Raw genomic sequence first — 26,107 nt, 5'->3', positions numbered from 1 at the left:
TTTTGCCCATTCTTTTCCGAACTGTAATATATGTTATAACTTTGTGATATATGTCCATCTTTTGAAACAACGGTATGAAACAAAAAAAAGACAATGGAAATGCACAAAAGAATTCCCATTGCCTAACATTTATTTGTGGTTATTAGTGCCCAAGGAAGGCCTTTAGCATCCATGTATGCTTTTCAAGGGACTGGTACTTAGCATTTAGTAAATCCTCTGTTCGATCGTCTCCTTCTTCTGCAGCAAGCTCCATTGTTGAATTTAAAGCTTTCATAATTTTTTGGAAATCTGCAATGGTTGTAACCACCATTTCCTCCGTCGTCTCATTCCCAGTCGCTTCCTCTATAAAGGACAGTTCAAGATGTTCTTTTAACGTAGCAACTGGTTTTCCATCCTTCGAAAGAATGCGCTCTGCAATTTCATCTAGATTTAATGTTGTTTCATTATATAATTCTTCAAATTTTGCATGTAGTGTGAAGAAGGCATTTCCTGTAACATACCAGTGATAATTGTGCAATTTCGTATAAAGTACAGACCATGTAGCGACAAGTTTATTTAATTGTTTGTTTAAGTTTTGTGTCATTGTTTCTCCTCCAATGTGCCTTTTATTCTAGCCATTAGTATGCGTAGCAAAGTATACTGCCTATACACACATTTTCCTATTTAGATAAAGAATTTTTATAGCAAAATCAAAACATCTTCCACTACATGTTACTCGCTTTTCCTGCAAGAAGATTTTCCTTACGATAGAAGGCAAAGGCAGTTCCACAATAATTTCGCACAGATGGATTTCGTCATTAGGACGCTAGAAAACTTACAACAAACCTAAAAAGAGTTTGGCATTTTGTCTCTCTACACAATTAGACTATTTAAGTTCCTTACGAATTTCTCTTATCTTTGCCACTGGAAGCTTTGCAACTTCAGCAATCCACTCATCCTCAACACCCTTTTCTATCAAACCTGTGATTATTTGTTTCACACCTTGTTCAAACCCTTGCTTGAAACCTTGCTCGAAACCTTGTTTGAAGCCTTCTTGCCTTTCTAATTCCAATACTGCAGCAAGTGTCGGTGGTAAATCTTCTTTAAATAAATGTAACATTTCTTTCTCCCCTCTAATTCCCTCTTTCACATCTCTTATAAGCTGCTTAGATATAGCTCTTTATAAAATAATCAACAATGTAAAGTAGCGCACTTTTTTTCTTTCAACATTAGTGTCTAGATCTAAATACTTTTTAATTATTTTTGTTCCTTACGAATTTCCTTAATCTTTGTCACCGGTAGCTTTGAAACCTCTGCAACCCATTCGTCTTCAGCACCCTTTTCAAACAAACCAATAATTATTTGCTTCATGCCACGTTCAATCCCTTGTTCGATTCCTTGTTCGATTCCTTGTTCGATTCCTTGCTCGATTCCTTGTTCGATTCCTTCCTCAATGCCCTCCTGCCTCTCTAATTCCAATACTCCAGCAAGTGTCGGTGGTAAATCTCCCTTATATAGATGCAACCTTTCTTCCTCCCCTTTAAGCTCAGCTTTTATGTCTTTTACAAGCTGTTCTGATATAAATTTAGGTAGTTTCAATAAGTAATCAACAAAGTAAAGTAGCGCACTTAATTCTGTCCGTTCAACATTATTTAATGACCACACTTCTCTTATGAGAGCTCTTTTGTATGCACTACGAAGGCTCATTTCTTTCTTAGTCCGATTCATATAAATTGAAGCTAGTAACGCTTTACTAAACAGCTTCGGTGATTTCTTCAATTCTTCTTCATCAAAGTCTGACACAACAAACTTATTAAAAGTGTACATAATTTCTGTACCATAATACTTTTCATGATATCGGTTCGTGCTTTTTGTACTCTTATTCGTAAAAATAGCAATAGCCACAATCTTCTTACCATATCGATCACTTATTCGATAGAAGTATTCAAACATACGCTTCGCAAAATGCACTTCATCTACAGCTTGTATTTCCGTATGGACAAGAATCCATTGCTCTTCCCCACTTTTTAGATGAACTTTCGCAATTTGGTCAGCTATTTTGCGCCCTTGACGATGCTCAATAATTTCTTTGAAAAGCTCCTGTTGCAAAAATTCTACTTGCGAATCAATTATGCCTCGGCATAATTGCGTCCGGAATCGGCTTTGTGCTTAGGCCTGCGTGATGCAGGTCAGTTAGCCGTTATCGCATGGATGCGATGATTTTAGGCTAACATCCTCTAAGAACTCCTTTCCGATTCCGTGACATCCGCCGGAGGCTTTAATATCTTTCAGCGAATGTTTTTGACATTCGCTGAAAGATGTTAAAAAATCCACTTCTGCGTGCAACTCTGGCAAAAAGAACAACAAAAAATCTTCAAACAAATCCGCAATTAACTTCTTCCATAAATTATCTTGATTCACGTGACTAAGCTTATACACATCTGGTTTCTCCAAAACTAGCTGCATTATAATTAGATCCCTCCTTTACCTTTAAATTCATTATAGCTAACACGAACATAAGTTTCTACTCTATTATTATATTTTTAAAAATATTAAAACTATTCTCTATAATTATTTCACTTTCCGAAATAGTTTCGTTATAATGGAGACACTTACACATAAGGGGTGTTGATTGATGGAAGTATTACGAAAAGATGTACCAGTAGAAGAAACGTGGAATTTAAAAGATTTATTTGAAAATGATGCGGATTTTGAGCCTATTTTAGCTCAGCTTGTAGAGGATGCACTAAGCTTTGAACGCAAGTATCAAGGTACAATTACGGATGCACAAAAAGTAATTGAAGTTTTAACGGTTTTTGAAGCATTACAAAAAAGCATTGTTCCTATTGGCACTTATGCAAATTTAAATATTCAAACAGATCTTACAGATAATGTAACGCAAATGCGTTCTGCCAAATACAGTACTGCGGTAGGTAAAATAAGTAGTGCATTTTCTTTCGTACGCAGTGAATTACTAGCGCTAGACGAGGCAATTTTACTAGAAGCCACTGAGTTGAGCCCTATTTACAAAGTTTACTTAGAGGAATTATTAAAGCAAAAGCCTTATCAGCTGCACCCTGAAGTGGAAAAAGCATTAGCTGCATTTAGTTCAACTTTTAAGGCACCTTATGAAACATATAATACGACAAAGCTTGTTGATATGCATTTTGGACAGTTTGAGGCAAATGGTGAAAAGCATCCATTAAGCTTCGTATTGTACGAAAACAACTGGGAGTTTGAGGCTGATACAAACGTACGTCGTGCTGCATTTGAAGCATTTTCTAGTAAGTTACGAGATTATCAACACACAACTGCAAAAATTTATAACACACATATTCAACAGGAAAAAACAATGGCGAATTTACGCGGCTTTGACTCTATCATTGATTATTTACTGTTTGATCAGGATGTTGATCAATCACTTTATAATCGTCAAATAGATCTTATTACAAAAGAGCTTGCTCCTCATATGCGTCGTTACGCAAAGCTTATTCAACAAGCAAACGACATCGAGAAGATGACTTTTGCAGACTTAAAAATAGCGCTAGATTCAGAGTATGATCCAAAATTAACAATGTCGGAAGCACAGGAATATGTTGAAAAAGCATTATCGATTATGGGCGAGGATTACAAGAACATGATTGAAAAGGCATTTAGCGAGCGCTGGATTGATTATGCAACAAACAAAGGAAAATCTACTGGGGCATTCTGTTCAAGTCCATATGGTAATCACCCTTATATTTTAATGTCATGGAATGAACGTATGAATGAGGTATTTACGCTAATTCATGAGCTAGGACACGCAGGTCACTTTGTGAATGCACATGCCCATCAATCTTATTTTAATAGTCGTCCTTCGTTATACTTTATCGAGGCACCATCAACAATGAATGAAATGCTTCTAGCCAATTATTTATTAACCCATAACGAGGATCCTCGCTTCAAACGTTGGGTTATTTCAAACATTGTGTCCAAAACATATTATCATAATTTCGTCACACACTTACTAGAGGCAGCATATCAACGAAAAGTATATGAATTAATTGACGCTGGTGAAGCTGTTAATGCTTCTGTTTTAAATCAATTAAAACGTTCTGTCCTTGAAGATTTCTGGGGCGATACTGTCGACATTTCTGAAGGTGCAGAACTTACATGGATGCGTCAGCCACACTATTATATGGGCTTATATCCATACACATACAGTGCTGGCTTAACAATTTCTACACAAGTATCCAAGCGTATCTTAAAAGAAGGTAAGCCGGCTGTAGATGAGTGGTTAGCGGTCCTTCAAGCTGGAGGTACAAAATCACCTGTAGAGCTAGCTCAAATGGCGGGTGTCGATGTTACAACAGACCAGCCGCTTCGAGATACGATTGCTTACATTGGTCACCTCGTTGATGAGCTTGAGCGATTAACGACAGAAATGGAAGCTATCAAAAGCTAAACAAAGCGAGAACTATCTATGCTATTTCTAAAGCGTAGATGGTTTTCTTTTTTTAGTTCTAAGTTGGAAAATATGTTCATATAATAGAATAGGGCGTCTATTTTTTGATATTTCTAAATAGACAATCATTTTTCTTCATACAAATGTACCGTTATTATTAAATGTATGCAATTTATTTAGCAAAATTCGACTAACAATTTTCAAAGGAAGTGTTTCTAATTATGGTAAAACGTAATGATCCATGCCCTTGCGGTAGCGGCAAAAAATACAAAAAATGTTGTGAAGGTAAACAGCAAGTTACAGTAGAAACTGTAGCAATCGAAGAATTAGAGCGTGTACTACAAACATTTTACTTAGAATATCCAGAGCGCAAAGATGTTCGTGCTTATATCGAGCATGTAGGTACATGGCAGCCTAAATTAGAGAGCGTACTACAAAGAGAGCTAATTGAAGCGATCGCGTTAGACGACTTCTTCTTCCATCAAGAACCATCTATTTGGAAAGGTTACTTAAAGAAAACAAAGAAAAAAACGGTAAGACCTTCTACTGTAAAAGTGTTAGAAGGCTGGTCACAACCTCATCTATTTATTGGTTCTGTGTCAGTTGTAGAAGAAAAATATTTCAAGGCTACACATGTGTTATCAAATGAAGAAATTTATATTCGTCGTGAAAATGACAAACCAATCCCTGAAGGTATGCATGTCTTTGCATTCATCTTACCGGATGGTACAAAAAATTCAGAGCATTATTTAGCTGTTTCAACGCTTATCTTCTTCCCTGAAGATCATGCGAAGGTATTTGAGCAATTTAAGAAAAATTTCGAGGCTTCTGAGAAAAAGGTTGGCGCATTCTTAAAAGAAGAGCATTTATCCTTCTGGGAGTTACTTGTGTCAAATGGTTATAAAGGCGAGGAATTCACGAACTTTGAGAGCAATGTAATCACACAAGTGAAAGATTTCCTTGAGCAAAATGATCGTGAAACAGCTCCAATGTTAGAGCTTTTAGAAGACTATTTAATTGAAGGACAACCATCTGCGCGTAAAGAGGCTGCGATTGCTGCTGGCGCGATTCGATATGGTCAAGAAAAAGAGCTGTTCGAGTCGCTATCAATGACAGTAAAAGAAATTGCGGCGACGTTCGACATTTCAGCTTCCTCACTTACAAAATACTATCAAGACTTAAGTACTTATGTTGCAACTAAATAATGCTTAACATTATATTGCGCTACACGCTCTAAACAGATTTTAGAGTGTGTGGCGCATTTTGTTACCATAGAAAAAAGCTACATTTGTTATCGGCAGTGAGCCAACAACAAAGTAGCTTATTGTATGGTACCAACCATTACTATTTTTCCGAACTATCGTTATTTATGCATCGAATTGAGTAAAAAGATTTTTTTCATTAAGCTTTACTTTATTTAAACATAGTTTGTATAGTACTATGATACCTTCAAGACATTTTTGTAATATGTGAAAACATTATTTACTATATACCTTCAAGAGCTCTTCTCCGAGAAATTGTAATCGCTCCCCTACTGAGCAGGCTTCAATACAGAAGCGATGAGCTCCAGGTTTACCACGCTCTTTTCGTAATTGCTTTATCACTAAGCAATCAGAACAATACGTATCATGTAGTTCATCAATATCTTTCATAACCGTCACTTTATCCAATTTGAACTCTCGCTCCTTTCACGTCCAAATTTCGCTTCTTACTATTATGAAGTGAACATTTTAAACAAGCAACTATTTTGTTTATCCACATTTAACATCTTTCAGCAAATATTTTATGTACCGAAAGTGCAACGACAGGTACAGAAGTCTCCCACCACTTTAGGTGGTGAGATGAATGCGAATTTAAGCTATTTTTCAGTGGGTGTCCAAACACCCGCTGAAATAGAGGAACTCAGTCTAAGAGCGCCACGTCCTGTGGCGACGACTGAGTGACCAACATCGTGTTGGCCCAAAGCCTCCGGCCGATGTCACGGAATCGGAAGGGAATTCAATATAGGATGTTAGCCTAAAATCATCGCATCCATGCGATAACGGCTAACTGACCTGCATCACGCAGACCTAAGCACAAAGCCGATTCCGGACGCATTGTTTATCTGTGCGAAAGCGAAGCGACAGCAACAATTATGCCGAGGCATAATTGATCATCAACTAAGATATTGTGAAAAAGCACTATTGATGTACAATGAATGTAAAATCTAAATCAAAAAGTGGGGATTTTATGTTAGAAGTTTACATTGATGCTGCTAGTGCAGGAAATCCTGGCCCCAGTGGTATTGGAATATTTATTAAAGGAGAGGGCCACCATATACAAATAAGTGAGTATATAGGACAAACCAATAACCACATTGCCGAGTTCACTGCCTTAGTACGTGGCCTTGAGGAAGCAATCAAGCTTGGTTCAAACTTAGTATCAGTGCGCTCAGATTCAAAAATTGTTGTAGCCTCTATGGAAAAAGAATATGTGAAAAATGAGGAATTTAAACCTTATCTTGAGCAAGCACTTACACTTGTAAGTAGCTTCGATTTATTTTTTATCAAGTGGGTTCCAGATACGCAAAATAAAGCTGCAGATGCACTTGCGCGTAAAGCAATTCAAAAAGAAAAAAACTAAACTTCGGAGACTGTCCCTTGTCTTAAATCAAGAGCCGGTCTCCTTCCTTCATCCACCTTCACTTTATTTAGATACTTAATATCCCCCAATATTTCATTTTTATCATCTTCACGTTCTAAATACATGCTTCAATAGAACTATGTCCCTATAAATGTCCATTCATATGACATACGTTTAACCTTGTATCATCCCTGACTTTAGATAATGAGCCATAAAGTGGGTGATTTCCTAATTATTATTAGTAAAATTTGTATCCAACATGTTATTTTATTGACATACTATTGTAATATTACAATGTTAATATCATTTATGTATTAAGTTTTTCGATTTTTAGGAGGATACATATTATGAAAAAGAATAAAAAGTATAGATGGGGAATGAAATTAGCTACATTGGTTTTAGGTTCATCTGTACTTTTTTCAACAATTGACACAGCATCGGCGGCAACTTATACAGTAAAATCTGGTGATTCTTTATCGAAGATTGCCAATCAGTACGGTATTTCTTATCAAACTTTAATGAAATGGAATAACTTATCTTCTTCAACCATTCGTGTTGGACAAAAGTTAAACCTTAATACTACATCAACATCAACGGTTAAACCAAAACCAATAACTACACCTAAACCAACAGCTAGCCTAGTACAAATTGCTAAAAAACAATTAGGTGTAAGATACACATTTGGTGGAAGTAAACCGAGTACAGGCTTTGATTGTTCAGGCTTTGTAACTTACGTTTTTAATAATGCTGGTATTTCGACTGCTCGTAAGTCAGCAGCAGGTTTTTACAGTACTGCAAAAAAAGTAAATTCACCCCAAGCAGGCGATTTAGTATTTTTCGCTAATACGTATAAAGCTGGCATCTCACATGTAGGCATATACATTGGAAATAACCAAATGATTAACGCGAGTAACGGTGGTGTTTCTGTCGCTAATATTAATAGCACTTATTGGAAAAAGCATTTTGCGGGATATGGTCGTTTATAGTGCAAAATAAAACAGTTGGGATACCCCAACTGTTTTTTTGCACTTATACATGCGCTACTTTTTTCGATTTTATTTTTGCTATTCGCACTAAATAAATGATAAAGACAACAACTAGTAAGCCGGCGCCAATTAGATAAACAGAACTATAGCCTGCTTGCACGGCTATCATTCCTAAAATATAAGATCCAAGCGCAATACCCATGTCAAACATCGTATAGTACGTTGCGGTTGCATAGCCACTACGTGTGTGTGACGTAGACTGTACAGCCAATGCTTGTAAGCTTGTATTCACCGCTCCGAAGCCAAATCCAACAAAGATGGCTGCACATAAAAATAATGACGGTCCTGAGACAAATGCGAGCATTACAAGACCAATTGCAAAAAATATAATACCCGGAAGAATAACAAATTGCGGCCCTTTTGTGTCATAAAGCCTACCTGTATATGGCCTTGTTATAAGCATTGCCGCTGCAAAAACAGCATAAAAAAGACTCGCTACATCCATTAAATCTTTTTGCTGTGCGTACACTGATAAAAACGATAAAACACTCGCATATGAAAAAGCAACTAAACTAGCAATAGCCGCTACCGGGAGTGCACGGCGTTCAAATAAATCATTAAATTTAAATGTTAATTTACCTTGATGTTCAGGCTTAGGTAAATCATCCGTATTCAACGTTACAGCTAGTATGCCTCCTGCTAATATACAAATACTCATAACTATAAATAGAACATTAAAGCTACTATATTGAATAAGCAGTAAACTGATAAATGGCCCAATAACTACTGCTAGGCTAGTAGACATTGAGAAATAGCCTAGACCTGCACCTTTCCGATTGGCTGGCACAATATCCGCTGCTAAAGAGCCTGCTGCCGTTGTCATAATACTAAAGAAGATCCCTTGAATAAAACGTAATCCTAGCAAAAGTCCAAAAGGATGTATAAATAAATATAAAACTGTACATAAAAAATAGCCGATCATTGAAATAACTAAAAGCTTTTTCTTCCCAAAAACATCTAATAGTTTACCCGAAAAGGGACGAACGATAATGGCTGATAATAAAAATCCTGACAGTAACAATCCCGCTTCCTTGTCAGTCTGGTGTAGCTCACCAATCGCATAAAGTGGCAAAGTCGTTACCAATCCATAGAAAACTAAAAATACCGAGATATTTGTTAAAAAGAGACTAATAAACCGCTTCGTCCATATTGTTGTATTTCCCTCTTGCTGCATGTCAATCAACCTTTCATTTTTTCCAATAAAATCATAAATTGCTGCTGTTCCTCGACAGTCAATGCCCCTACCATTTCTTCCTCAAAAGCTAAAATGGTTTTAGTAATAACAGGCAAATGTTGCTCTGCATATGGTGATAAGGTAACAATTTTTTCCCGCTTATCTTCACCATCTATTCTGAGCACCCAGCCTAAAGTTTCGAGTCGAGTTATTGCTCTTGTTATACTCGGTGCCTCAACGTTTAAATACTTCCATATTTGTGTTAATGTCATTGGACCGTGATTATGTAAGCAATATAAAATAGTCCATTGCGAACTATACAAATTGTGCTGTTTCAGTACTTCATTTAAACAATTCGTTATATAACGACTTTTTTGGAATAAAGCATGAAATAAAGGATTCATGTTAGTGACCTCCAAAATTTATTTACCTAGCTAAATAAATACTATACGCTTCATTTTTTTCGTTGTAAAGCAGGTTGTTTATGTAGTGCATTTAGAGGCAATGATTCAGAGTCGACTGGAGAGTAACAGCGATTCTTTCGCTTTTACCGCGGATTCCCACGCTATTATTAGCGATTTCACTACTTTTTCTAGCTTTTCTATACTATCAGAAGGGAATTTTTTGAAAGTGTCGAATTAAGCTACTAGATTACAATAAAAGGAGATGGAAGCATGGGGAAAAAGGTATTGATACTTGCAGGAGACGCAGTTGAAGCTTTAGAAATTTTTTATCCTTATTATCGTTGTCTAGAGGCCGGCTATGTTGTAACGATTGCAGCACCTTCCGCAAAAAAATTACAGACTGTATTGCACGATTTTGTCGATGGGGTCGATACATACATCGAGCGTACAGCATATGGCTTAGATGCACATTCATCCTTTGCCGAAGTAGACCCAACACAATTTGACGGGCTCATCATTCCTGGTGGACGAGCGCCGGAATACATTCGTTTAAATGAGCATGTGCCAAAACTAGTGAGCCATTTCTTTGAAGCAAATAAACCAATCGCTGCTGTATGTCACGCTGCTCAAATTTTCGCGACCACTCCAGAAGTATTGAAAGGACGTGAGCTAACAGCCTATATTGCCTGTAAGCCAGAAGTTCAAGTAGCAGGTGGAACATATATCAATGCTAATCTTCATACAGACGGCAATTTAATTAGTGGTCATGCATGGCCAGATTTACCTGGATTAATGCGAACATTTATTCAAAAGCTAGAAAGTGAATAGTAGGAGGATGCCTAACATTAGGCATCCTCTTATTTTATGGAGTGGTTTCCTGGAATTCCACCTTTACCAATTTATTTGTATTTGTTACATATTTGATTCGAACTTGTACGCCGAATTCCTTGTCACTTAGTTTTATCCAAAGCTTAAATTTCTCAATAGTGGTGTCTTCATTCACTTCGCTTCCCTCATACAAATAATCGAGGATTTTAGCTTGAGGATATTTTGCCTGCGTCTCTTTTACCGCTACTTTTCCCCATTGAGCACGGGCTGGTATTTCTTGCTGTGCATAGGCACTTGTTGGGGTGTGTACCGATACGGCAAACAATACAAGAAAAAACCCTAGCATTACATAAAATTTTCGCAAGTGAATCAACCTCTCCTATTCTTTTGGCATAAAGTCGCCAAAACAGCATAAAATAAGTGCTCCCTAAGTATTTCTTCTTAAGGAGCAGTTTTTGTTATCTTTTGCTGGATTGTTTTGGTTGTTGAGGATTGTTATGAATTACTTGATTAAATTCTGCTGAATATTCCTCATGATCATTTCTTTTATGTGTATCTTCTTTCTTTTTCTTTTTGAAGCTTGTTTTACCCTTCTTTGCCATTATTTAAGCCTCCACTATTTTAGTTATTTGTTTTTGTTGGACTGTTGATGTTTCTTATGGTTCGTTTTATTATCTTTATTTTTGGCTTTCGCATCAAATTCTGCACCGAATTCTTCATTTAGATTGTCATTCGGGTTATTGTTATTACTATTTGATTGATCGAGGTCTATTTTTTTGTAGGTATCAAAAGGATTATGCGTTCTAACATTCATTGTTTTATTGTTATTTTTGTTATTTTTATTGGTGTTTCTATTGCCCACGGATATTCACCTCCTACTTGTAATGTGCTCAGGATAGAAGGATTTATGCTTTGGGGATTACGACAGACATTACCAAAATAAAAATGTACATCACCAAAATTAATTAGTAATGTACATTGTATTTAGACAATCGTATATTCAGTTATATTTAATAATGCACCGACTGCACCTGAAAAACCGTGGTCATTTATAAAGATTGGGGTATGTTTTTTCGTACGTGTGTAATTGGCAATAACACGTGCAAGATGATCGTTATTACTTAAAGTTGAACCGATATAAACGATGTGCTGAGCATTTTTCTCTTCAGCATATTGAATACTAAGTGTAGTAATAACCTCACCAACAAGCCCTTGTACAGTTGCGATAATATCTTCTGTTGGATGTTTGACTGACTCTGTAATACCAACTTTCCCAAAATTACTAGCTGTCAAATGCCCATCAATAGGTGTGTCCATCCCTTGGTAAATATCCTTTACAAGTAAATCAATTTCTTCTCGATTACCTTTGGAGGCCAATTCTCTTATTTCATTATAATCCGTGATGCCAGTTGTAAGCGCTGACAATCCAATCAATGTTCCTCCGCCAACGCCTGTCCCACCAACACGAATATGCGTATTATCTTCCATATAATGAATCGAAGTACCCGTACCAATATTTGTAATCATGCTTCGCTCAAAGAAGTAGCCCTCTTTTTGCAACAAAAATCGAACGCCCTTCAATGTGGCTTCAAACTCTACTATATAATGAATCGATTTCATTGTTTTAATGACATCAAGTAATTGTTCTGTACGCCCTCCCGTAACACCAATATCCTCAATATCTGGATGGTTAATTATCCAATTCTTCACAGCGAGCAAATCATTCGACGGGAAAGTTGTTAAAACAAGCTCGTTATGCTCATCTAAATAAGCAACTTTTGTCAATGTTCCCCCTGCATCAATACCTATAGCCTTTGGCATACCATTCTCCTTTGACTTTACGTACAATCTCTATTTCAGATGGTGAGATATATACTAGATTTTGCTTTTATTCAAGAGGCGTTTAGAAGCCATTTGAATAACGTTCATGTCTCCACAAATGTCACGGATTTTGCAAGGAGTTATTGTGCCAAAATCCGATGTATTGTATTTCAGTACCGAAAGCAAACAACAGCTACAATTGTTTTCTGCGTGAAAGCGAAGCGACAGCAACAATTACTTGAAAAGTGAAGTTGCATTTTTGTCCTTCCTAAACTTTAACGCTGTTGAAATAATTGTGCAATAACTTAGCAAACTTTCTCGAAAAAAAACACGAAAAATATTAATCTTTGTCTATTTTTCACACGATTTTCATCGCATTTTTTTAACTTTAACATTATTCTACTAAAAAAACAAAAGAAGTGAAAACACCCTAATATATTTTTATTTCTATAGCAATTCTAGCAATTAACGAGCTGAATATACCTCCATCAATCACAAGTTAATTTCTGTCTCAAACGATTTTGCCATTCTGAGCCACCCCTGACGGTACAACCTGTACATCGCAACATTGTTATCTACCTTTCATCTATCCCCTTTGAAAATAGTTGATTATAAATTGAACAATCTGTTTTATCTTTCTTCACTTTTACGATACGATATACTATAGATGTGTTACCATTTGAACGGAGGAATACAAGTGAAAGAACAAAAGAAACTTTATAAAGAAGCGATGCAAGTTTTAAAGGACACTAGTCGCACTTTTTATATACCGATTACTTTTTTAAAAAATGATTTAAAATTGTCAGTGGCCGCCGCATATTTAGCAATGCGCGCTATAGATGAAATTGAGGACCATGAAGAGCTTTCAAATGATGTAAAATTTGATTTACTAACTGCAACAAGTGAATTATTAAAGGATACATTTAATGCCGAAGCTTATGAAGCATTATTAGCGCCATATACAAATCAGCTACCTGAAGTATCTCTTCGTTTAGCAGATTGGCTAACGTTTTGTCCTGAAGGCTCACGTAAAATTGTCCAAGCTTCAACGAGTGAAATGGCATTCGGGATGGCAAAATGGGCAAAGGCAAACTGGCAGGTGCATACGCGAGAGGATTTAGATGATTATACATACTACGTTGCAGGGCTTGTTGGGACAATGCTATCTGAGCTTTGGGCGTGGGGTGCTGACATTCAAACAGATCGCGATTTAGCAATTGGCTATGGTCGAGGTCTACAAGCAGTCAATATTTTACGTAATCAGCATGAGGATCTGGATGAACGTGGCGTAAGTTTCGTTCCAGATGGCTGGACACGCGATGATTTATTTGCATACGCGGAGGAAAATCTTGCAAAAGCGGATCTTTATATGAAAGATATTAATAAAAGAACGGTATTATTATTCTGTCGATTACCGCTTGCCTTAGCCCATAAAACATTGAAGGCGATGCAAGATGGTCGTGAAAAAATAACACGAGCAGAAGTAGAACAAACGGTTGAAGAGGTACAGGCTGACTGATCGGTGCTTTACATTTCTCAAATGGACCATTAAGATGGACAGCCAATAAAACCCCTGCATGAGAAGTATCTCATACAGGGGTTACTTTTTTAGGCAACGCTCTCTCTATTTAAAAAAACTTAATCAAAATGAAGTTAATCACAAACAGTTCATTGTTAAATGAATTTCATAAATTACAATTTTCGGACGGGAACTTGGATTTCAAAGGTGATTTCATTCGGTTTATCCGTAATCGTGATATCGAGATGCATAATTTGCAAAGCATCACCAATAATCTGATAGCTGTTTTTGTTAAGATAATGCAGTATTTTTCTTAAACTTTCGCTACGACTCGACAATAATTCTCCATTGTATCGGATACACGCAAATAATCCACCCGGGGAAGGTGTACCCGTCCCAGGAGCGATTGATGGATCCAATCCATCGATATCAATTGTCACATAATATCTTTCTCCCGCTGGTATTTGTTCCAACACCTCTTCAATCCCCATTTTTCTCATTTGACGTGGCGATAAGATCACGCTACCATAGTCTTTTGCAGCATCAACATCCTCTTTTTTACTACTGCTAATCCCCCGAATGCCTAATTGAAATATTTTCTGTACATGATCCATCTCTGATAAACGGCGGATACAGTTCCCATGACCATATCGCATTCCTGAGCGATGATCCGCCCAATCCAGATGAGCATCAATTTGAATGATATGAAAAGGACCTAATTCATTCAGTCCTTTTCCTACCGCAGCCGTGATAGAGTGGTCTCCACCTAGAACTACTGGCATAGCTCCCTTCGAAACAATTTTGCGGATCGCTTCTTCTGTATTTTCATGACATTGCATAAGATCTCCATGTACCATATCGACATCACCGCAATCCACTACTTTCCAATCTGGTCCGAGATACATGATATCATTTTCAATATCATAAGCACCTTCTAATCCAAAACTATATAACGTCGATCCTTCCCTGATTTCCCTCGGTCCCATTCTTGCACCTGATTTCCATTGGGTACCCATATCATTCGGCACTCCTATGACCGCTACATCAGCATCCAGCTGGTCTAGATCTGTGCAAATCGGTTAAAGGAGCTAATGCTCCTTGATGATCCCGTAAACAATCCTGTTTCAAAAGCTGAAATATGCCGTAAAGCTGGGGTGAGTAAAACGTTCACTCTAATCGGGAAGAACTTATAAAGCCGATTGACGAAGCAATTAAGAAGCAAAATCAAAAGTTAAAGGTTATCACTAAAAAACAGACGTTCAGTGAAAGTTCAAAAGACAAGCTTATTGAATCACTAAAACGAAGATTAGCTACATTAGAAACAGAAAACCAAAAACTAAAAAAAGATAATGCTATCTTACTTGGAAAGTTGGCAAAAGATTCGTTTGGAAACGAACAAATCAATATATCGGACGATAAAGTTCCATTCTAATAAAATCATCAATAAAAAGGTTCTGTTTATAAACATTGTTAACGGCTCAATAAAAAGAGACAGCTTTTGTACTGTCTCTTTTATTCAATTAAAGCACCCCGTTAGTTGAATATAGTCGTGAATTATGTTGTTCTGTTGTTATATCTTTTTATTATAGTTACTAAAATTGCAATAATGAAAACGATGATGCAATTGAATAATAAATATTGTGCTATTTGCATCCCATAAAATAATGCAAAAGCATCGCGGATAACAAATACTGCCAATGCTCCACCGATTGCCCCAAATAAAACTGCTGATAATAATATTGTAAAAGCTGCAAAGTATAGATTTTTCTTTTTTTTGTAGGATATAAATCCAATAACATTTGCAACAACAATAAAAACGCCTATAAGAATTAAGAAAAGATTACTCATTTAACCCCCACCCTTTATATACATATTTTACCACGAAAACTAAAACGTTATTGAATTATTCTGCCTCGTTAGTTCAATAAAAAAGAGCTGCATATGCAACTCAATGATCTTCAAGTAAAGCACCCGTTAGTTTAAGTGTAATTTTTCACAAGCTCTTTCAATCAAATTAAATTAAATTACCATAACTTTTGAAGTTCACTAATAAATATCAAATCGAAGCATACGACTATCCGGTTCTGCTTGTTATAATTCAATTGAAATAATAGTGATTTCTCATTTTAGGAAAATGAATAATGATTTTTGTGTACATACCTTCTTGGGATTGAATAGAAATATCATGCCCCAATTTCAAGGCCATTTGTTTTGCCAAGTATAAACCCATCCCAGTAGATTTCGTATAGGTTCTTCCATTAGTACCTGTGAAACCTCTTTCAAACACACGATAAAGTTCTTCTTGTTTAATGCCAATCCCTGTATCATGAATGATCAATCGTTTTTCTTTACGGTCCTCTTCCATAACAACAGAGATGTCTTCACCTTCATTGGTATACTTTAACGCATTGGTAATGATCTGATTAAAGATAAAAGCAAGCCACTTACTATCACTTTGTACAAAGTTCTCCCCTTCATTCATATGAAAATGAATCCTATTATTGATGAAAAGCTTGGCATATTTTTTTACACTTTTTTTGACAATGCTTTCTAAAGATACATCCGTAATGAAATAGTCTTTAGAAAAAGAATCAATGCGGGAATAATATAACGCTTGTTCCACATAATTATCAATCTTAGTTAGCTCATCTTCCAATTTATCGACCAGGAAGTCGGTTGTTTTTCCTGCACTGTTGTCCATCAATAAATGACTTGCAGCGATCGGTAGCTTTACTTCATGTATCCACGACATGATAAAGTCTTGATGATCATGTTTCTCCAATACTAGTTTTTGCAGTTGTTCCGCATGATTGGCATGTACTTTTTGGATTAGTTGGATGTATAAAGCTTGTTCATAACTTTGGGGTTCAGGCATTGCTACGTGAAAGTCTTCCTGTTTACTGTCGATTAAAATTTGTAACTTTAGGTAGAAGGAACGTCGGTAATAATAGCCGATGATCACATACAAGCTTGCAAAAAAGAAACAAAAAATATGCGTATAAAGAAGATTTTGAGATGCAAGATACCAATCATCATGCACAATAATTATTAATGAAACAAAAAGCATCAAAATCACGTATAAAGTGAGAAAAAATCGTTTGTCCTTTAAATGTTGAATAAAACTCATACAATCATATACCCATTTCCCTTCTTCGTAACGATGAAATGTTCTTTACCAAGATCCGTGATTTTCTTGCGTATACGTGCAATATTAACTGTCAACGTATTTTCATCGATAAATCTTTCGTCTGCCCAGAGACTACGCATAATTTTACTCCGGCTTACGACATTTCCTCTATTCTTCATGAGAAGATGGAGAATAATTGTTTCATTTTTACTTAACACTACTTTTTGATTTTCATAAGAGACTTCATAGTTTTTCAAGTCAAGTACCACACCATCATGCTCAATGACCATTAGCTCAAGATCCGCTGTATAGGCGTACGTACGTCGCAGGAGCGCATTGATTTTGGCCATCAAAACATCCATATGGAAGGGTTTATTGATGAAATCATCCCCTCCCATATTCATTGCCATCACCATATCCATTGGTGTATTACGAGAGGAAATAAAAAGTATCGGCGCTTTTGAAAATTCTCGTATTTTTTGACACCAATAAAACCCGTCAAAGTTGGGCAAATTAATATCCAATAGCACAAGCTGAGGATTCTCCTGTATAAAGACTTGTAATACTTGGTCAAAATCTTCTGCTTTCACGAGCTCCAATCCCCATTTTTCAATCGTTTGGCCTATCATATCTCGAATTGTCTTTTCATCTTCTACAATCATAATTTTCATCGTTGTTCTCCCGAATCCTTTTAGTAAGGTTAATTTGTGCTTGAGGTAGTATAGTTATGCAGTTATCACACCACTTCTCCCCATCATTATAGTAGAAAAGTGGATTTGTATTGTCAAAATGACGAAACTGTAAGGTTAACGCTTCAACTGTAAGGTTACAGAAGGATTGCGTGGTATAGAATAGAGCATGTAAAGAGAACACAACTTCGAAATTGGAGGAAATATAGATGAAAACAATCGTAGAAGCTACAAACATCAAGAAAGTATATGGAGATAGAGGTAATACATTTACCGCGCTAGAAAACATTGACTTCTCTGTTCGAGAAGGAGAATTTGTTGGTATTATGGGCCCTTCAGGTGCTGGTAAATCTACTCTCTTGAATATTTTGGCTACCATTGATAAACCTACATCTGGTGAAATATTGATTGATGGAACTAGTATATTAAACATGAATGAAGATCGACTATCTGCATTCCGTCGAGATAAACTCGGCTTCATTTTTCAAGATTATAATTTGTTAGATACATTAACGGTGAGAGATAATATTATTCTTCCATTAGCATTGGCGAAAAATGATGTAATGGAAATCGATCGAAAAGTCCATGAAATAGCCGATCGTTTTGGGATTCACTCCATCTTAGAACAATATCCTTATGAAATTTCAGGTGGGCAAAAACAGCGTACAGCTGCTTCTCGTGCGATTATATCAAATCCTAGCTTGATTTTAGCAGATGAGCCGACCGGTGCATTGGATTCAAAATCAGCGACAGACTTATTAGAAAGTTTACAAGGCTTAAGTAATGAAGAGGAAGCGACCATTTTAATGGTTACACACGATGCCTTTGCAGCGAGCTATTGCCAACGCGTGCTCTTTATTAAAGATGGTAGCATGTTTACGGAACTTGCAAAAGGGAAGGCTTCACGAAAAGAATTCTTCAAAAAAATATTAGATGTATTGTCTGTTCTTGGGGGTGGTGCAAGTGACCTTATTTAATCTGGCGAAAAAAAATATTAAAGGCAATATAAACAACTATCTTCTTTACTTTTTCTCTATGGTTGTTTGTATCATTATCTTTTATACCTTCAATTCACTGTTATATATTCCAGAAATTAAAAACACTGTTAAAAATTTGGATAGTACTATGTCACAAACTTCTTTCATTTTAATAGGGTTCATAATAGTCTTTATTGGCTATTCGAATGCTTTATTCACAAAAAAACGGAAGAAAGAAGTCGGCTTGTATTCCTTACTCGGTGTAAAGAAAAAAACGATTGGACGCATGTTGTTTGTTGAAAATATCATCATCGGCGCAATGACATTATTAACTGGGCTCGTACTAGGCATTATCTTATCTAGGTTGTCTACTATGTTGCTACTCAAACTTTTGGGTGCCCCAATTGAGGTAAGCTTTAGTATTCCCCTGGAAGCAATTTTAACAACGACATTTATTTTTACAGTAATTACAATTTTCACATCGGTTCAGTCGTATCTCTTAATTTATCGATTCCAATTGAGTGAATTATTCCATGCAGAGAAAAAAGGCGAGAAAGTCCCAAAAGCCTCGCTATTATCTGCTGCTCTTGCGTTTGTATTACTCACAAGTAGTTATTGGTTAATGTTTAATGGCATGGCAATGCTTGCGATACCACTTGTGGTCATTGGAACCTATTTATTATTTCGCTCTTTGACCGTCTATCTGTTAAAACGTGCACAAAAGAAGAAGGCCAAGTACTATAACGGCATCAATATCATTGGCACTTCGCATTTATTGTACCGAGTTAGAGGAAATGCGATGATGCTTACCATCATCGCATTACTTATTACAGGAGCGATACCTTATATTCAAGTAGGTTTTTTTGAATATGCTATGACTGAAAAAGATGCCCAAAACTCGGCTCCTTTTAGTTATATATATCTTTCAAAGGATGAAGCAATCGACCAGCAAATCAATCATGTAATTGCAAATGATAAAAATCATCCCATTACTGAGCAACTCGATATCCCGATTATTTCAGTGGAAGGAAGTACCACAGCACCATTCCAAGACAATGATAATCTGTCCATTAACTTGATGGCTGAACAAACGTATCATCAAGTGAAAAAGACACTAGATTTAGGGGATATACCTTCATTATCTGGCGAACAAGCTATCGCTATTAAATATTTCATACATCAACCGGATGCTGATTTTAAGGGACATGACATCGAAATTCCCTTACCTCAAGGCAAACAGACATTGACACTTGAAAAGCTCGAAAAAAAATCAGTAAGACTAACAGATGGTCAGGAGCTTTTATACCTTGTAGTTGATGACAAAATGTTTAATAAAATGGCTGAACATTTCCCACTCATTACTTATAAAGCGTACGAAGTAGAAAATGAAAAAACTACAAAAGAAACATCTAACACCTTGCAGAAACTATCCGATGAAAACATGCAACTGATGACGTATTATGACAAATATACATCCTTAAAAGCATTCACAGGCATGAAAACGTTTATTGTCAGCTCGTTAGCATTAGTTCTCTTAGCTGCAACGGGAAGTATTATTTATTTCAAACAAATCTCAGAAGCACATGCGGATCAAAACCGTTATGAGATTTTACGAAAAATAGGTGTAAGTAAAAAAGAAGTAAGGTCAACAATAGCCAAACAAACGCTATTTGTATTTATACTGCCTTTATTGATTGGAATACTGAATGGAGGCATGTTACTTCTATCAATAGTTGTAGCATATAACATGGACCTAATCGAAAATTTCCTTTATTTCCTATATGCGGTCGCTGCCTATGGCGTCATCTACCTGATTTATTACGCATTAACTATTACGTCTTATAATAAAATTGTAAACAAATAAAACAAAAGGGTTATCACAAAAAGTCATTGAAAATTGACTTTCTGGATAACCCTCTTCTGATTAGTTCAATTATCTTTATTAACAAACATTATGTGTAAGGTATCATTCATAATATATTTAGGTTTAGTTTGTGTTGTTCAGTTACAATAATTCCTTATTCAACTAACCTGCTGGAAAAAATGCTCTACTCCTTATAGAAGTAAAGCACCCCGTTAGCCATCCATGAAGTGCAAAAATCAGCACTTCACCACAGAAAATGAAAGAGGATTAAGTTCTTTCATGGGAGTTGAATAACGCCTGTGCTACATCTCCCACTTGATGCCAAGTTCTGCAAATGATATTCTGCTTTCGTTAAGACCTTCCTCATCGTCTGATTGAATCATTTTTATTTCACTCTCCATCAATATAATTTCACCAGAAGGGTTACTTATTTTTCTCTCAAAGATGGAGTGAAGCAAATTTATTTGAGAGTCGGACATATCGTAGTATTCTTTCCATTCATTTATTGCTGTTTCAATATCTTTAGCTTGACTTTCGATAAGAAAACCTCCGTTTTCAATAAAGTCCTCAAAACTATCGTTTGAATATGTCCCAACATCGCCTTCCCAAAAGGCAGTAGTAATGACTGGGACTGTATCTCCATCAATTTCATTTAACAAATATTGAAGGGTTTCGTTAACAGCTAACTGATTTACTTCCTTGGGAGCACCGTTAAAATAATCCAAAGCATCTATATACTCTCGTTCACTAAATTCGTTTCGGAAGGCACCTACAACGTAGTTGAGATTGAAGGTTATTGTCCCACGAGCACCTGAACTATCCTGAACGTTGTAATTAATGTCATCCCAGGATTGTTCATTTGACAATTCGGGATAGTGAGCAACCATAATAGCGTGGGCTATTGAAGCCAAAATGCATCCTTCCCAAAGGTGTTCTCTTTGCCAATTTAGCTTTTTCATAAATTTAATTCCCTTCATTTAACTTTCGATTTTATCATTATTAATTCGACGACGAATTCCAATTAACCTTCTTCAAGTAACCTGCTCCGTTAGCTACATAACAAAAAAGGCTACTTAAAAGCATCTTGATCTTCAGTTTAGGCACCTATTGGTTGAATAAGATATTATTCGTAGCTACTAAGACTCAAATGCTGTCTTTTCTGGAAATACACCACTCTCTCTTACTAAGCAAACCGCTAATCTCTGAGCAGCTCGATCAAAATAAAACTTAGCAGGAATATTTGGATCTGGTAGACTTTCTAATTCTGAAAACTTCCTAGTTACTTTATTTAATTCAATTTCGCCCATAATCTCTTCGTTAGGTCCGAATTTGTAAACCACAGTTTCATCATCTTCATATTTCTTTAATAATAAAACGTATGAAGCCAATTTTACTCCTCCTCTGTTGGATAATTATATAAGTTTATATTCAGCTTCTTATGCAACTATCCTGCTCCGTTAGCCATCCATGTAGCGCAAAATCAACACTACACCACAGAAAATGAAAGATTTTTACGTTCTTTCATGGGAGTTTAAGTAGAAAAAGGCTCTACTCCTTATTGAAGTAAAGCACCCCGTTAGCCATCCATGTCGTGTAAAATTAACACTACACCACAGAAAATGAAAGATGGTTGCGTTCTTTCATGGGAGTTTAAGTACATTTATTCACAAACTTTGCCTTTTATTTGATTGTTTTGGAATGTCAACACTAAACTGGACAAAAATTATGAGGGCTGCAGCTTGAATTCTTTCGGTGTTAAATAGCCTAGAATGCCGTAGATACGGATGTTGTTAAACCAGTTTATGTAATCGTCAATTTCAAGAGCAAATTGTTCAAGGGAAGAGAAATGTGTGCGCTTTAAGAATTCGGTTTTAAACACTTTAAATGTCGCTTCGGCCACGGCATTATCATAAGGGCAGTCCTTCATACTTAAAGTACGCTGAATACCGAACGTTTAAAGTGCTTCTGAAATGAGCTTATTATCGAATTCTTTGCCTCATTCGGTATGGAACATTTGCACATCGTGCAAGTTTGCTTCAATACTGGCCAATGTTTTGTAGACAAGCTCCGCCGTTTTGTTTTCGCCAACACTCTGACCAATGATTTCTCGGTTAAAAAGGTCGACAAATAAGCATACATAGTCCATTTTTTTCTGACACAGACGTATGTTAAATCGCTGATAATAATTGGTAACTTCTTGTTTTATAAAGCTTCATCATTTGTAGTTTTAATCCAGGCTTAAACGTTCAGCGTTGACGTGTGATAGTAGTACGCTCCTTAAGTTAGTATTCTAAGTTTACACCCCTCATTTTATCTTTCTAACTTAATGTAGCCTATCCACTATCCCCATACTTTAGAGGTGAATTGCAGTTGTTTATATTTTTTTGCACCAGAACCAACAATCTTCACTAAAACATTTCATATCCTAAGTTTTGCATTGTTTGCAAGAAATCATCTAATTCATTTGATGAATGGAACTTATCAAAAGAATTAAACGTTGTAATCGTGCTTAAAATTAAGGCTCTATTTGGTTGTTCTGCCACGATTTCTTGTTGCACAAACGCCACTAAATCATACAGTAAATTATTAATTTGCGGTTCGTCCCCGTATAGTCGCTCAATCGCTTTCTTTAAACTATTCGTATGCATAGCGATTTCACTAAACAAGGAATCAGTTTGCAGTGCGATTTCAAAGTTTTGTTCAAACGCTCCATTGGTTACTATCGCCTTTTCCCCTTGTGTTTTATTTACGATAATCGTTTCTGCACTCGTAAGACTGTATTCAATCAGTCTGATATAATCGTTGCTCTTATTATTCATCAAGGGCGAGAAATGAAACAGATTTTGTAGAATCCCTGCAAATACTAGTGTCATTTCAGCGATGTATGCTTCATATTTCACCCCATATATTTGATGTAGCCGTTTATACAGCCATTCAATAAATGAATTTCGTAACTCCTTCATAAATTTTATCAAATTTGAATCATCTGAAACCGCAGCATCATCCATCAATTCCGACATATTGATTGTCCCTTTATTCAAAAAGGTCACTTCTATTTGCTGAATAAAAATATGACGATCTCCCACGTTATCCCCATCTAGTAGTAAATCTCTTTGATACTGAATACGTTCTTCTCTATATAACAATGTTTGCTGTAACAAAGAGCTTTTCGATTCAAAATAATTGTAAAACGTCCCCTTCGAAACATTTGATTTATTTAATATGTCCTGAATCGAGGTTGCGTGATAACCTTGACTCAAAAATAAATCAAATGATGATTGTATAATGGCTAATTTTTTGTCCTTCATCTTAACACTTCCCTCAAAGATAGTACATTCATTATACTACGATTCTGTTTTTATAACTCAAGTATATTAATGCTTGTTTTTTAAAAATAAAAGGTTTAGAATACACTTTATACTTCAAGTACATTTTTGTACACTGAGTATAATTCGGTGTTGAGAATCACTATTTAAAGAATACTAATCAAGAAAGGAATTTTGAATAATATGAAACAATCTACCAAAACAACATTAATTGTTTTAATTATCGGCGCTTTTTTTGCTTTACTGAACAATTCATTTTTAAATGTAGCATTAGCCGAAATTATGAAGGATTTATCGATCACTGAATCGACTGTCCAATGGCTAACTACAGGCTATATGTTAGTCAATGCGATTTTAGTGCCAACTACAGCATTTTTAATGAAAAAATACTCTCTACGTAAATTATTTCTAATTTCGATAGGGAGCTTCTTCCTCGGGTCATTGCTGGCTGGTATCGCAGGATCATTTGGCTTACTTCTAACTGGGCGCTTAATCCAAGGAGTCGGTTCGGCACTGCTAATGCCAATGGGTATGTATTATTTAATGACTTCATTCCCTCCTGAAAAACGAGGTTCAATGATGGGGCTTTTTGGTCTAGTAATTATGTTCGCACCAGCGATTGGTCCAACGCTATCCGGCTTCCTAATTGAGCATTTTAATTGGAATATTTTATTCTTAATGATGGTGCCAATCATGGGGGGTGTTTGGTTAATTGGTTATTTCAGCTTAGACAAAACGAAGCAAGACTATACAGGAAAAATAGATGTACCTTCCGTCATTTTCTCTGCTTTCGCTTTTAGTGGCATTTTATATGGCTTCAGTTCTGCTGGAGACAAGGGTTGGGGTAACACAATGGTGTGGCTACCGATTGTACTTGGCTGTATTTTCCTAGCGCTATTGATTATCAGACAGTTCCGCCTAGATGATCCAATGCTAGACTTTGGTATTTATAAATCAAAACAGTACGCACTTGCATCAGCTATTACTGCTACAAACGTCATAGCGATGTATTCTGCGATGATTTTAATTCCACTGTTCTTACAAAATACACAAGGATTAACTCCTTTAGAAACTGGGTTAATTTTATTACCTGGTGCAATTTTAAATGGGATTATGAGCCCTATTGCAGGTCGATTATTTGATAAGTTTGGCGCGAAAAACTTAGTGCTACTTGGTGTTTGTATTACCATTTTGACAACCATTGCGTTTGCAAGATTAGATGAGAACACATCAAGCCTATATATCGCTACAATTTATGCGTTCCGTATGTTAAGTATGTCGTTTGTTAGTATGCCTATCCAAACACATGGCTTAAACTCATTAACACATACCCAAACACCACATGGTACGGCGATAAATAGTACGTTAAACCAGGTTGCAGGAGCAATTGGTACAAGTTTACTTGTTTCAGTCATGGTAAGCCGTACAAAAACATATGTGGTAGATGTAGCGAGTCAGGTAACTGATCAAGCATCACAGCAGCATTTAATGCTTCAATCTTCAATAAACGGGGTAAATGATGCCTTTTTAGCAACATTAGTGGTTTCCGGTATTGCCTTTGTTTTAGCGCTTTTCCTTAAAAAGAAAAGTGTCAAAGTCGAAAGCGAACCGGTCACTACAAATAAATAGTTTGCTGGATTAACTAAATTTATAGATAAAGATTGAGATTAAGATCTCCATCAAATTTTTGATTCACCTCTAACTTTCTCCACTCTCATTAGTCAGAGAAACATACTAACATTAGTAGTACAAACCAAAGACATGGATTGTACTACTATTTTTTTGAATTTCAACAGAATTGGACAACTTTTTAAGAGGTATAGGTCGCTCAATTTTAGCTTAACAAATACACAAAATTGCTACATATCCAGTTTTTCTTCGTTGCAAGGCTTTATAATTGTTCCTTAACGAAAGTTATTAACCCAAGGGCTTGACTGACCTGTCACCCAGTGAGTTTTCAAAAGAAGGAGGAATATTCTTCGGTTTTGCATTTACTGTTCCATAATACAACCTAAAAATCAATATATTTAATAAATTCGATAGAAGAGTGATATTTCATCACCCTAAATTATATTTAGGTTTAGTTTATCCTGTCCAGTTTCAATCATTCCTTATTCAACTAACCTGCCCCGTTAGCTTAAGTACATTGTTTCACAAACACACATAGATATTAATATAAAATATGGATAGGTTACACTAAGTTGGACAGATAAAATAAGGGGTTGTAAACTTAGACTATTAAAAAAAGGGAGCGTGCTACTATGACACGTCAACGTCGAACTTTTAC

28 protein-coding genes are annotated in these 26,107 nt (G+C 36.1%); 9 read left to right on the top strand and 19 right to left on the bottom strand.

Going from position 1 to position 26,107, the window contains the following annotated elements:
• Window positions 1-142: 142 nt before the first annotated feature.
• The 4 genes from ACQKN2_RS00140 to ACQKN2_RS00125 form a co-directional block, all read right to left on the bottom strand.
• Window positions 143-583 carry a Dps family protein gene (locus ACQKN2_RS00140; RefSeq protein ID WP_427413108.1) on the bottom strand — a complete coding sequence of 147 codons (441 nt, stop codon included), beginning with the start codon at window positions 581-583 and terminating at the stop codon, window positions 143-145.
• Between the two features lie 282 nt (window positions 584-865).
• Entirely contained in the window at window positions 866-1,099 is a 234-nt protein-coding gene (locus tag ACQKN2_RS00135; RefSeq protein WP_427413107.1) for a hypothetical protein, read from the bottom strand.
• Window positions 1,100-1,236: 137 nt separating this feature from the next.
• Window positions 1,237-2,088 (bottom strand): hypothetical protein, encoded by an 852-nt coding sequence (locus tag ACQKN2_RS00130; protein ID WP_427413106.1) that lies wholly within the window; start codon window positions 2,086-2,088, stop codon window positions 1,237-1,239.
• 84 nt (window positions 2,089-2,172) lie between these two features.
• Window positions 2,173-2,445: a hypothetical protein gene (locus ACQKN2_RS00125; RefSeq protein ID WP_427413105.1), complete on the bottom strand. Its 273-nt coding sequence runs from the start codon at window positions 2,443-2,445 to the stop codon at window positions 2,173-2,175.
• A 169-nt stretch (window positions 2,446-2,614) separates the two neighbouring features.
• Between ACQKN2_RS00125 and pepF the strand changes: the two genes are divergently transcribed.
• Both pepF and ACQKN2_RS00115 read left to right on the top strand, forming a co-directional pair.
• Window positions 2,615-4,423: an oligoendopeptidase F gene (gene pepF / locus ACQKN2_RS00120; RefSeq protein ID WP_427413104.1), complete on the top strand. Its 1,809-nt coding sequence runs from the start codon at window positions 2,615-2,617 to the stop codon at window positions 4,421-4,423.
• A gap of 221 nt (window positions 4,424-4,644) precedes the next feature.
• Window positions 4,645-5,628 (top strand): SEC-C domain-containing protein, encoded by a 984-nt coding sequence (locus tag ACQKN2_RS00115; protein ID WP_427413103.1) that lies wholly within the window; start codon window positions 4,645-4,647, stop codon window positions 5,626-5,628.
• Window positions 5,629-5,901: 273 nt separating this feature from the next.
• On the opposite strand, the gene ACQKN2_RS00110 is transcribed toward ACQKN2_RS00115, so the two are convergent.
• On the bottom strand, window positions 5,902-6,093 hold the full coding sequence (locus tag ACQKN2_RS00110) for a zinc-finger domain-containing protein (protein ID WP_427413102.1): 192 nt from the start codon (window positions 6,091-6,093) through the stop codon (window positions 5,902-5,904).
• Window positions 6,094-6,652: 559 nt separating this feature from the next.
• Here ACQKN2_RS00110 and ACQKN2_RS00105 point away from each other — a divergent pair.
• The gene (locus ACQKN2_RS00105) at window positions 6,653-7,045 is read left to right on the top strand and encodes a ribonuclease HI family protein (protein ID WP_427413101.1); all 393 of its coding nucleotides are present in this window, start codon (window positions 6,653-6,655) and stop codon (window positions 7,043-7,045) included.
• Between the two features lie 347 nt (window positions 7,046-7,392).
• Window positions 7,393-8,031, top strand: a complete 639-nt coding sequence (locus tag ACQKN2_RS00100; RefSeq protein WP_427413100.1) for an NlpC/P60 family protein — start codon at window positions 7,393-7,395, stop codon at window positions 8,029-8,031.
• Window positions 8,032-8,074: 43 nt separating this feature from the next.
• Here the strand turns inward: ACQKN2_RS00100 and ACQKN2_RS00095 are convergent, their stop codons facing one another.
• Both ACQKN2_RS00095 and ACQKN2_RS00090 read right to left on the bottom strand, forming a co-directional pair.
• A complete protein-coding gene (locus tag ACQKN2_RS00095) occupies window positions 8,075-9,265 on the bottom strand; it encodes an MFS transporter (RefSeq protein WP_427413099.1) in 1,191 nt (396 codons plus the stop codon).
• Window positions 9,266-9,270: 5 nt separating this feature from the next.
• Window positions 9,271-9,669: a MarR family winged helix-turn-helix transcriptional regulator gene (locus tag ACQKN2_RS00090; protein ID WP_427413098.1), complete on the bottom strand. Its 399-nt coding sequence runs from the start codon at window positions 9,667-9,669 to the stop codon at window positions 9,271-9,273.
• A 270-nt stretch (window positions 9,670-9,939) separates the two neighbouring features.
• Between ACQKN2_RS00090 and ACQKN2_RS00085 the strand changes: the two genes are divergently transcribed.
• A complete protein-coding gene (locus ACQKN2_RS00085; protein ID WP_427413097.1) occupies window positions 9,940-10,497 on the top strand; it encodes a DJ-1/PfpI family protein in 558 nt (185 codons plus the stop codon).
• Between the two features lie 34 nt (window positions 10,498-10,531).
• On the opposite strand, the gene ACQKN2_RS00080 is transcribed toward ACQKN2_RS00085, so the two are convergent.
• The 4 genes from ACQKN2_RS00080 to coaW all read right to left on the bottom strand — a co-directional run bounded on the left by ACQKN2_RS00080 (window position 10,532) and on the right by coaW (window position 12,318).
• On the bottom strand, window positions 10,532-10,861 hold the full coding sequence (locus ACQKN2_RS00080) for a DUF3889 domain-containing protein (protein WP_427413096.1): 330 nt from the start codon (window positions 10,859-10,861) through the stop codon (window positions 10,532-10,534).
• A gap of 94 nt (window positions 10,862-10,955) precedes the next feature.
• Window positions 10,956-11,099, bottom strand: a complete 144-nt coding sequence (locus ACQKN2_RS00075; RefSeq protein WP_169776077.1) for a hypothetical protein — start codon at window positions 11,097-11,099, stop codon at window positions 10,956-10,958.
• A 23-nt stretch (window positions 11,100-11,122) separates the two neighbouring features.
• On the bottom strand, window positions 11,123-11,359 hold the full coding sequence (locus ACQKN2_RS00070) for a hypothetical protein (RefSeq protein ID WP_419150377.1): 237 nt from the start codon (window positions 11,357-11,359) through the stop codon (window positions 11,123-11,125).
• 122 nt (window positions 11,360-11,481) lie between these two features.
• A complete protein-coding gene (coaW, locus tag ACQKN2_RS00065) occupies window positions 11,482-12,318 on the bottom strand; it encodes a type II pantothenate kinase (RefSeq protein ID WP_427413095.1) in 837 nt (278 codons plus the stop codon).
• A 697-nt stretch (window positions 12,319-13,015) separates the two neighbouring features.
• Between coaW and ACQKN2_RS00060 the strand changes: the two genes are divergently transcribed.
• Window positions 13,016-13,837, top strand: coding sequence for a squalene/phytoene synthase family protein (locus ACQKN2_RS00060; protein ID WP_427413094.1), 822 nt, complete (start codon window positions 13,016-13,018; stop codon window positions 13,835-13,837).
• Window positions 13,838-14,010: 173 nt separating this feature from the next.
• Here ACQKN2_RS00060 and ACQKN2_RS00055 read toward each other — a convergent pair whose 3' ends face one another.
• The 4 genes from ACQKN2_RS00055 to ACQKN2_RS00040 all read right to left on the bottom strand — a co-directional run bounded on the left by ACQKN2_RS00055 (window position 14,011) and on the right by ACQKN2_RS00040 (window position 17,635).
• Window positions 14,011-14,892 carry an arginase family protein gene (locus tag ACQKN2_RS00055; RefSeq protein ID WP_427413489.1) on the bottom strand — a complete coding sequence of 294 codons (882 nt, stop codon included), beginning with the start codon at window positions 14,890-14,892 and terminating at the stop codon, window positions 14,011-14,013.
• A 499-nt stretch (window positions 14,893-15,391) separates the two neighbouring features.
• Window positions 15,392-15,685: a 3-isopropylmalate dehydrogenase gene (locus ACQKN2_RS00050; protein ID WP_323645744.1), complete on the bottom strand. Its 294-nt coding sequence runs from the start codon at window positions 15,683-15,685 to the stop codon at window positions 15,392-15,394.
• A 250-nt stretch (window positions 15,686-15,935) separates the two neighbouring features.
• A complete protein-coding gene (locus ACQKN2_RS00045) occupies window positions 15,936-16,964 on the bottom strand; it encodes a sensor histidine kinase (protein ID WP_427413093.1) in 1,029 nt (342 codons plus the stop codon).
• Window positions 16,961-17,635, bottom strand: coding sequence for a response regulator transcription factor (locus ACQKN2_RS00040; protein ID WP_403001070.1), 675 nt, complete (start codon window positions 17,633-17,635; stop codon window positions 16,961-16,963). The genes ACQKN2_RS00045 and ACQKN2_RS00040 overlap by 4 nt, the downstream gene beginning before the upstream one ends.
• Window positions 17,636-17,862: 227 nt before the next feature.
• Here ACQKN2_RS00040 and ACQKN2_RS00035 point away from each other — a divergent pair, with 227 nt between their 5' ends.
• Together ACQKN2_RS00035 and ACQKN2_RS00030 are read left to right on the top strand one after the other, a co-directional pair.
• On the top strand, window positions 17,863-18,630 hold the full coding sequence (locus ACQKN2_RS00035; protein WP_403001069.1) for an ABC transporter ATP-binding protein: 768 nt from the start codon (window positions 17,863-17,865) through the stop codon (window positions 18,628-18,630).
• Window positions 18,617-20,494: an FtsX-like permease family protein gene (locus ACQKN2_RS00030; RefSeq protein ID WP_427413092.1), complete on the top strand. Its 1,878-nt coding sequence runs from the start codon at window positions 18,617-18,619 to the stop codon at window positions 20,492-20,494. The genes ACQKN2_RS00035 and ACQKN2_RS00030 overlap by 14 nt, the downstream gene beginning before the upstream one ends.
• A 302-nt stretch (window positions 20,495-20,796) precedes the next feature.
• Here the strand turns inward: ACQKN2_RS00030 and ACQKN2_RS00025 are convergent, their stop codons facing one another.
• The 4 genes from ACQKN2_RS00025 to ACQKN2_RS00010 form a co-directional block, all read right to left on the bottom strand.
• Window positions 20,797-21,453: a hypothetical protein gene (locus ACQKN2_RS00025; protein WP_427413091.1), complete on the bottom strand. Its 657-nt coding sequence runs from the start codon at window positions 21,451-21,453 to the stop codon at window positions 20,797-20,799.
• Between the two features lie 177 nt (window positions 21,454-21,630).
• Complete coding sequence (locus ACQKN2_RS00020) at window positions 21,631-21,882, bottom strand: hypothetical protein (RefSeq protein ID WP_427413090.1); 252 nt, start codon at window positions 21,880-21,882, stop codon at window positions 21,631-21,633.
• A 335-nt stretch (window positions 21,883-22,217) separates the two neighbouring features.
• Window positions 22,218-22,421, bottom strand: coding sequence for an IS3 family transposase (locus ACQKN2_RS00015; protein ID WP_427413089.1), 204 nt, complete (start codon window positions 22,419-22,421; stop codon window positions 22,218-22,220).
• 481 nt (window positions 22,422-22,902) lie between these two features.
• A complete protein-coding gene (locus ACQKN2_RS00010; protein WP_427413088.1) occupies window positions 22,903-23,802 on the bottom strand; it encodes a TetR/AcrR family transcriptional regulator in 900 nt (299 codons plus the stop codon).
• A gap of 201 nt (window positions 23,803-24,003) precedes the next feature.
• Here ACQKN2_RS00010 and ACQKN2_RS00005 point away from each other — a divergent pair, with 201 nt between their 5' ends.
• A complete protein-coding gene (locus ACQKN2_RS00005; protein WP_427413087.1) occupies window positions 24,004-25,449 on the top strand; it encodes an MDR family MFS transporter in 1,446 nt (481 codons plus the stop codon).
• Window positions 25,450-26,107: the final 658 nt, after the last annotated feature.

It is taken from the genome of Lysinibacillus sp. NPDC093688, from assembly GCF_050280145.1.
Lineage (GTDB): Bacteria > Bacillota > Bacilli > Bacillales_A > Planococcaceae > Lysinibacillus > Lysinibacillus xylanilyticus_B.
This window is presented reverse-complemented; position numbering and strand designations above follow the sequence as displayed.

Coding starts and splice junctions, on each gene's coding strand:
- ACQKN2_RS00140 (WP_427413108.1), bottom strand. CDS start 583: ATGACACAAAACTTAAACAAACAATTAAATAAACTTGTCGCTACATGG.
- ACQKN2_RS00135 (WP_427413107.1), bottom strand. CDS start 1,099: ATGTTACATTTATTTAAAGAAGATTTACCACCGACACTTGCTGCAGTA.
- ACQKN2_RS00125 (WP_427413105.1), bottom strand. CDS start 2,445: ATGCAGCTAGTTTTGGAGAAACCAGATGTGTATAAGCTTAGTCACGTG.
- pepF (WP_427413104.1), top strand. CDS start 2,615: ATGGAAGTATTACGAAAAGATGTACCAGTAGAAGAAACGTGGAATTTA.
- ACQKN2_RS00115 (WP_427413103.1), top strand. CDS start 4,645: ATGGTAAAACGTAATGATCCATGCCCTTGCGGTAGCGGCAAAAAATAC.
- ACQKN2_RS00105 (WP_427413101.1), top strand. CDS start 6,653: ATGTTAGAAGTTTACATTGATGCTGCTAGTGCAGGAAATCCTGGCCCC.
- ACQKN2_RS00100 (WP_427413100.1), top strand. CDS start 7,393: ATGAAAAAGAATAAAAAGTATAGATGGGGAATGAAATTAGCTACATTG.
- ACQKN2_RS00095 (WP_427413099.1), bottom strand. CDS start 9,265: ATGCAGCAAGAGGGAAATACAACAATATGGACGAAGCGGTTTATTAGT.
- ACQKN2_RS00090 (WP_427413098.1), bottom strand. CDS start 9,669: ATGAATCCTTTATTTCATGCTTTATTCCAAAAAAGTCGTTATATAACG.
- ACQKN2_RS00085 (WP_427413097.1), top strand. CDS start 9,940: ATGGGGAAAAAGGTATTGATACTTGCAGGAGACGCAGTTGAAGCTTTA.
- ACQKN2_RS00075 (WP_169776077.1), bottom strand. CDS start 11,099: ATGGCAAAGAAGGGTAAAACAAGCTTCAAAAAGAAAAAGAAAGAAGAT.
- coaW (WP_427413095.1), bottom strand. CDS start 12,318: ATGCCAAAGGCTATAGGTATTGATGCAGGGGGAACATTGACAAAAGTT.
- ACQKN2_RS00050 (WP_323645744.1), bottom strand. CDS start 15,685: ATGAGTAATCTTTTCTTAATTCTTATAGGCGTTTTTATTGTTGTTGCA.
- ACQKN2_RS00045 (WP_427413093.1), bottom strand. CDS start 16,964: ATGAGTTTTATTCAACATTTAAAGGACAAACGATTTTTTCTCACTTTA.
- ACQKN2_RS00040 (WP_403001070.1), bottom strand. CDS start 17,635: ATGAAAATTATGATTGTAGAAGATGAAAAGACAATTCGAGATATGATA.
- ACQKN2_RS00035 (WP_403001069.1), top strand. CDS start 17,863: ATGAAAACAATCGTAGAAGCTACAAACATCAAGAAAGTATATGGAGAT.
- ACQKN2_RS00025 (WP_427413091.1), bottom strand. CDS start 21,453: ATGAAAAAGCTAAATTGGCAAAGAGAACACCTTTGGGAAGGATGCATT.
- ACQKN2_RS00015 (WP_427413089.1), bottom strand. CDS start 22,421: ATGAAGGACTGCCCTTATGATAATGCCGTGGCCGAAGCGACATTTAAA.
- ACQKN2_RS00010 (WP_427413088.1), bottom strand. CDS start 23,802: ATGAAGGACAAAAAATTAGCCATTATACAATCATCATTTGATTTATTT.
- ACQKN2_RS00005 (WP_427413087.1), top strand. CDS start 24,004: ATGAAACAATCTACCAAAACAACATTAATTGTTTTAATTATCGGCGCT.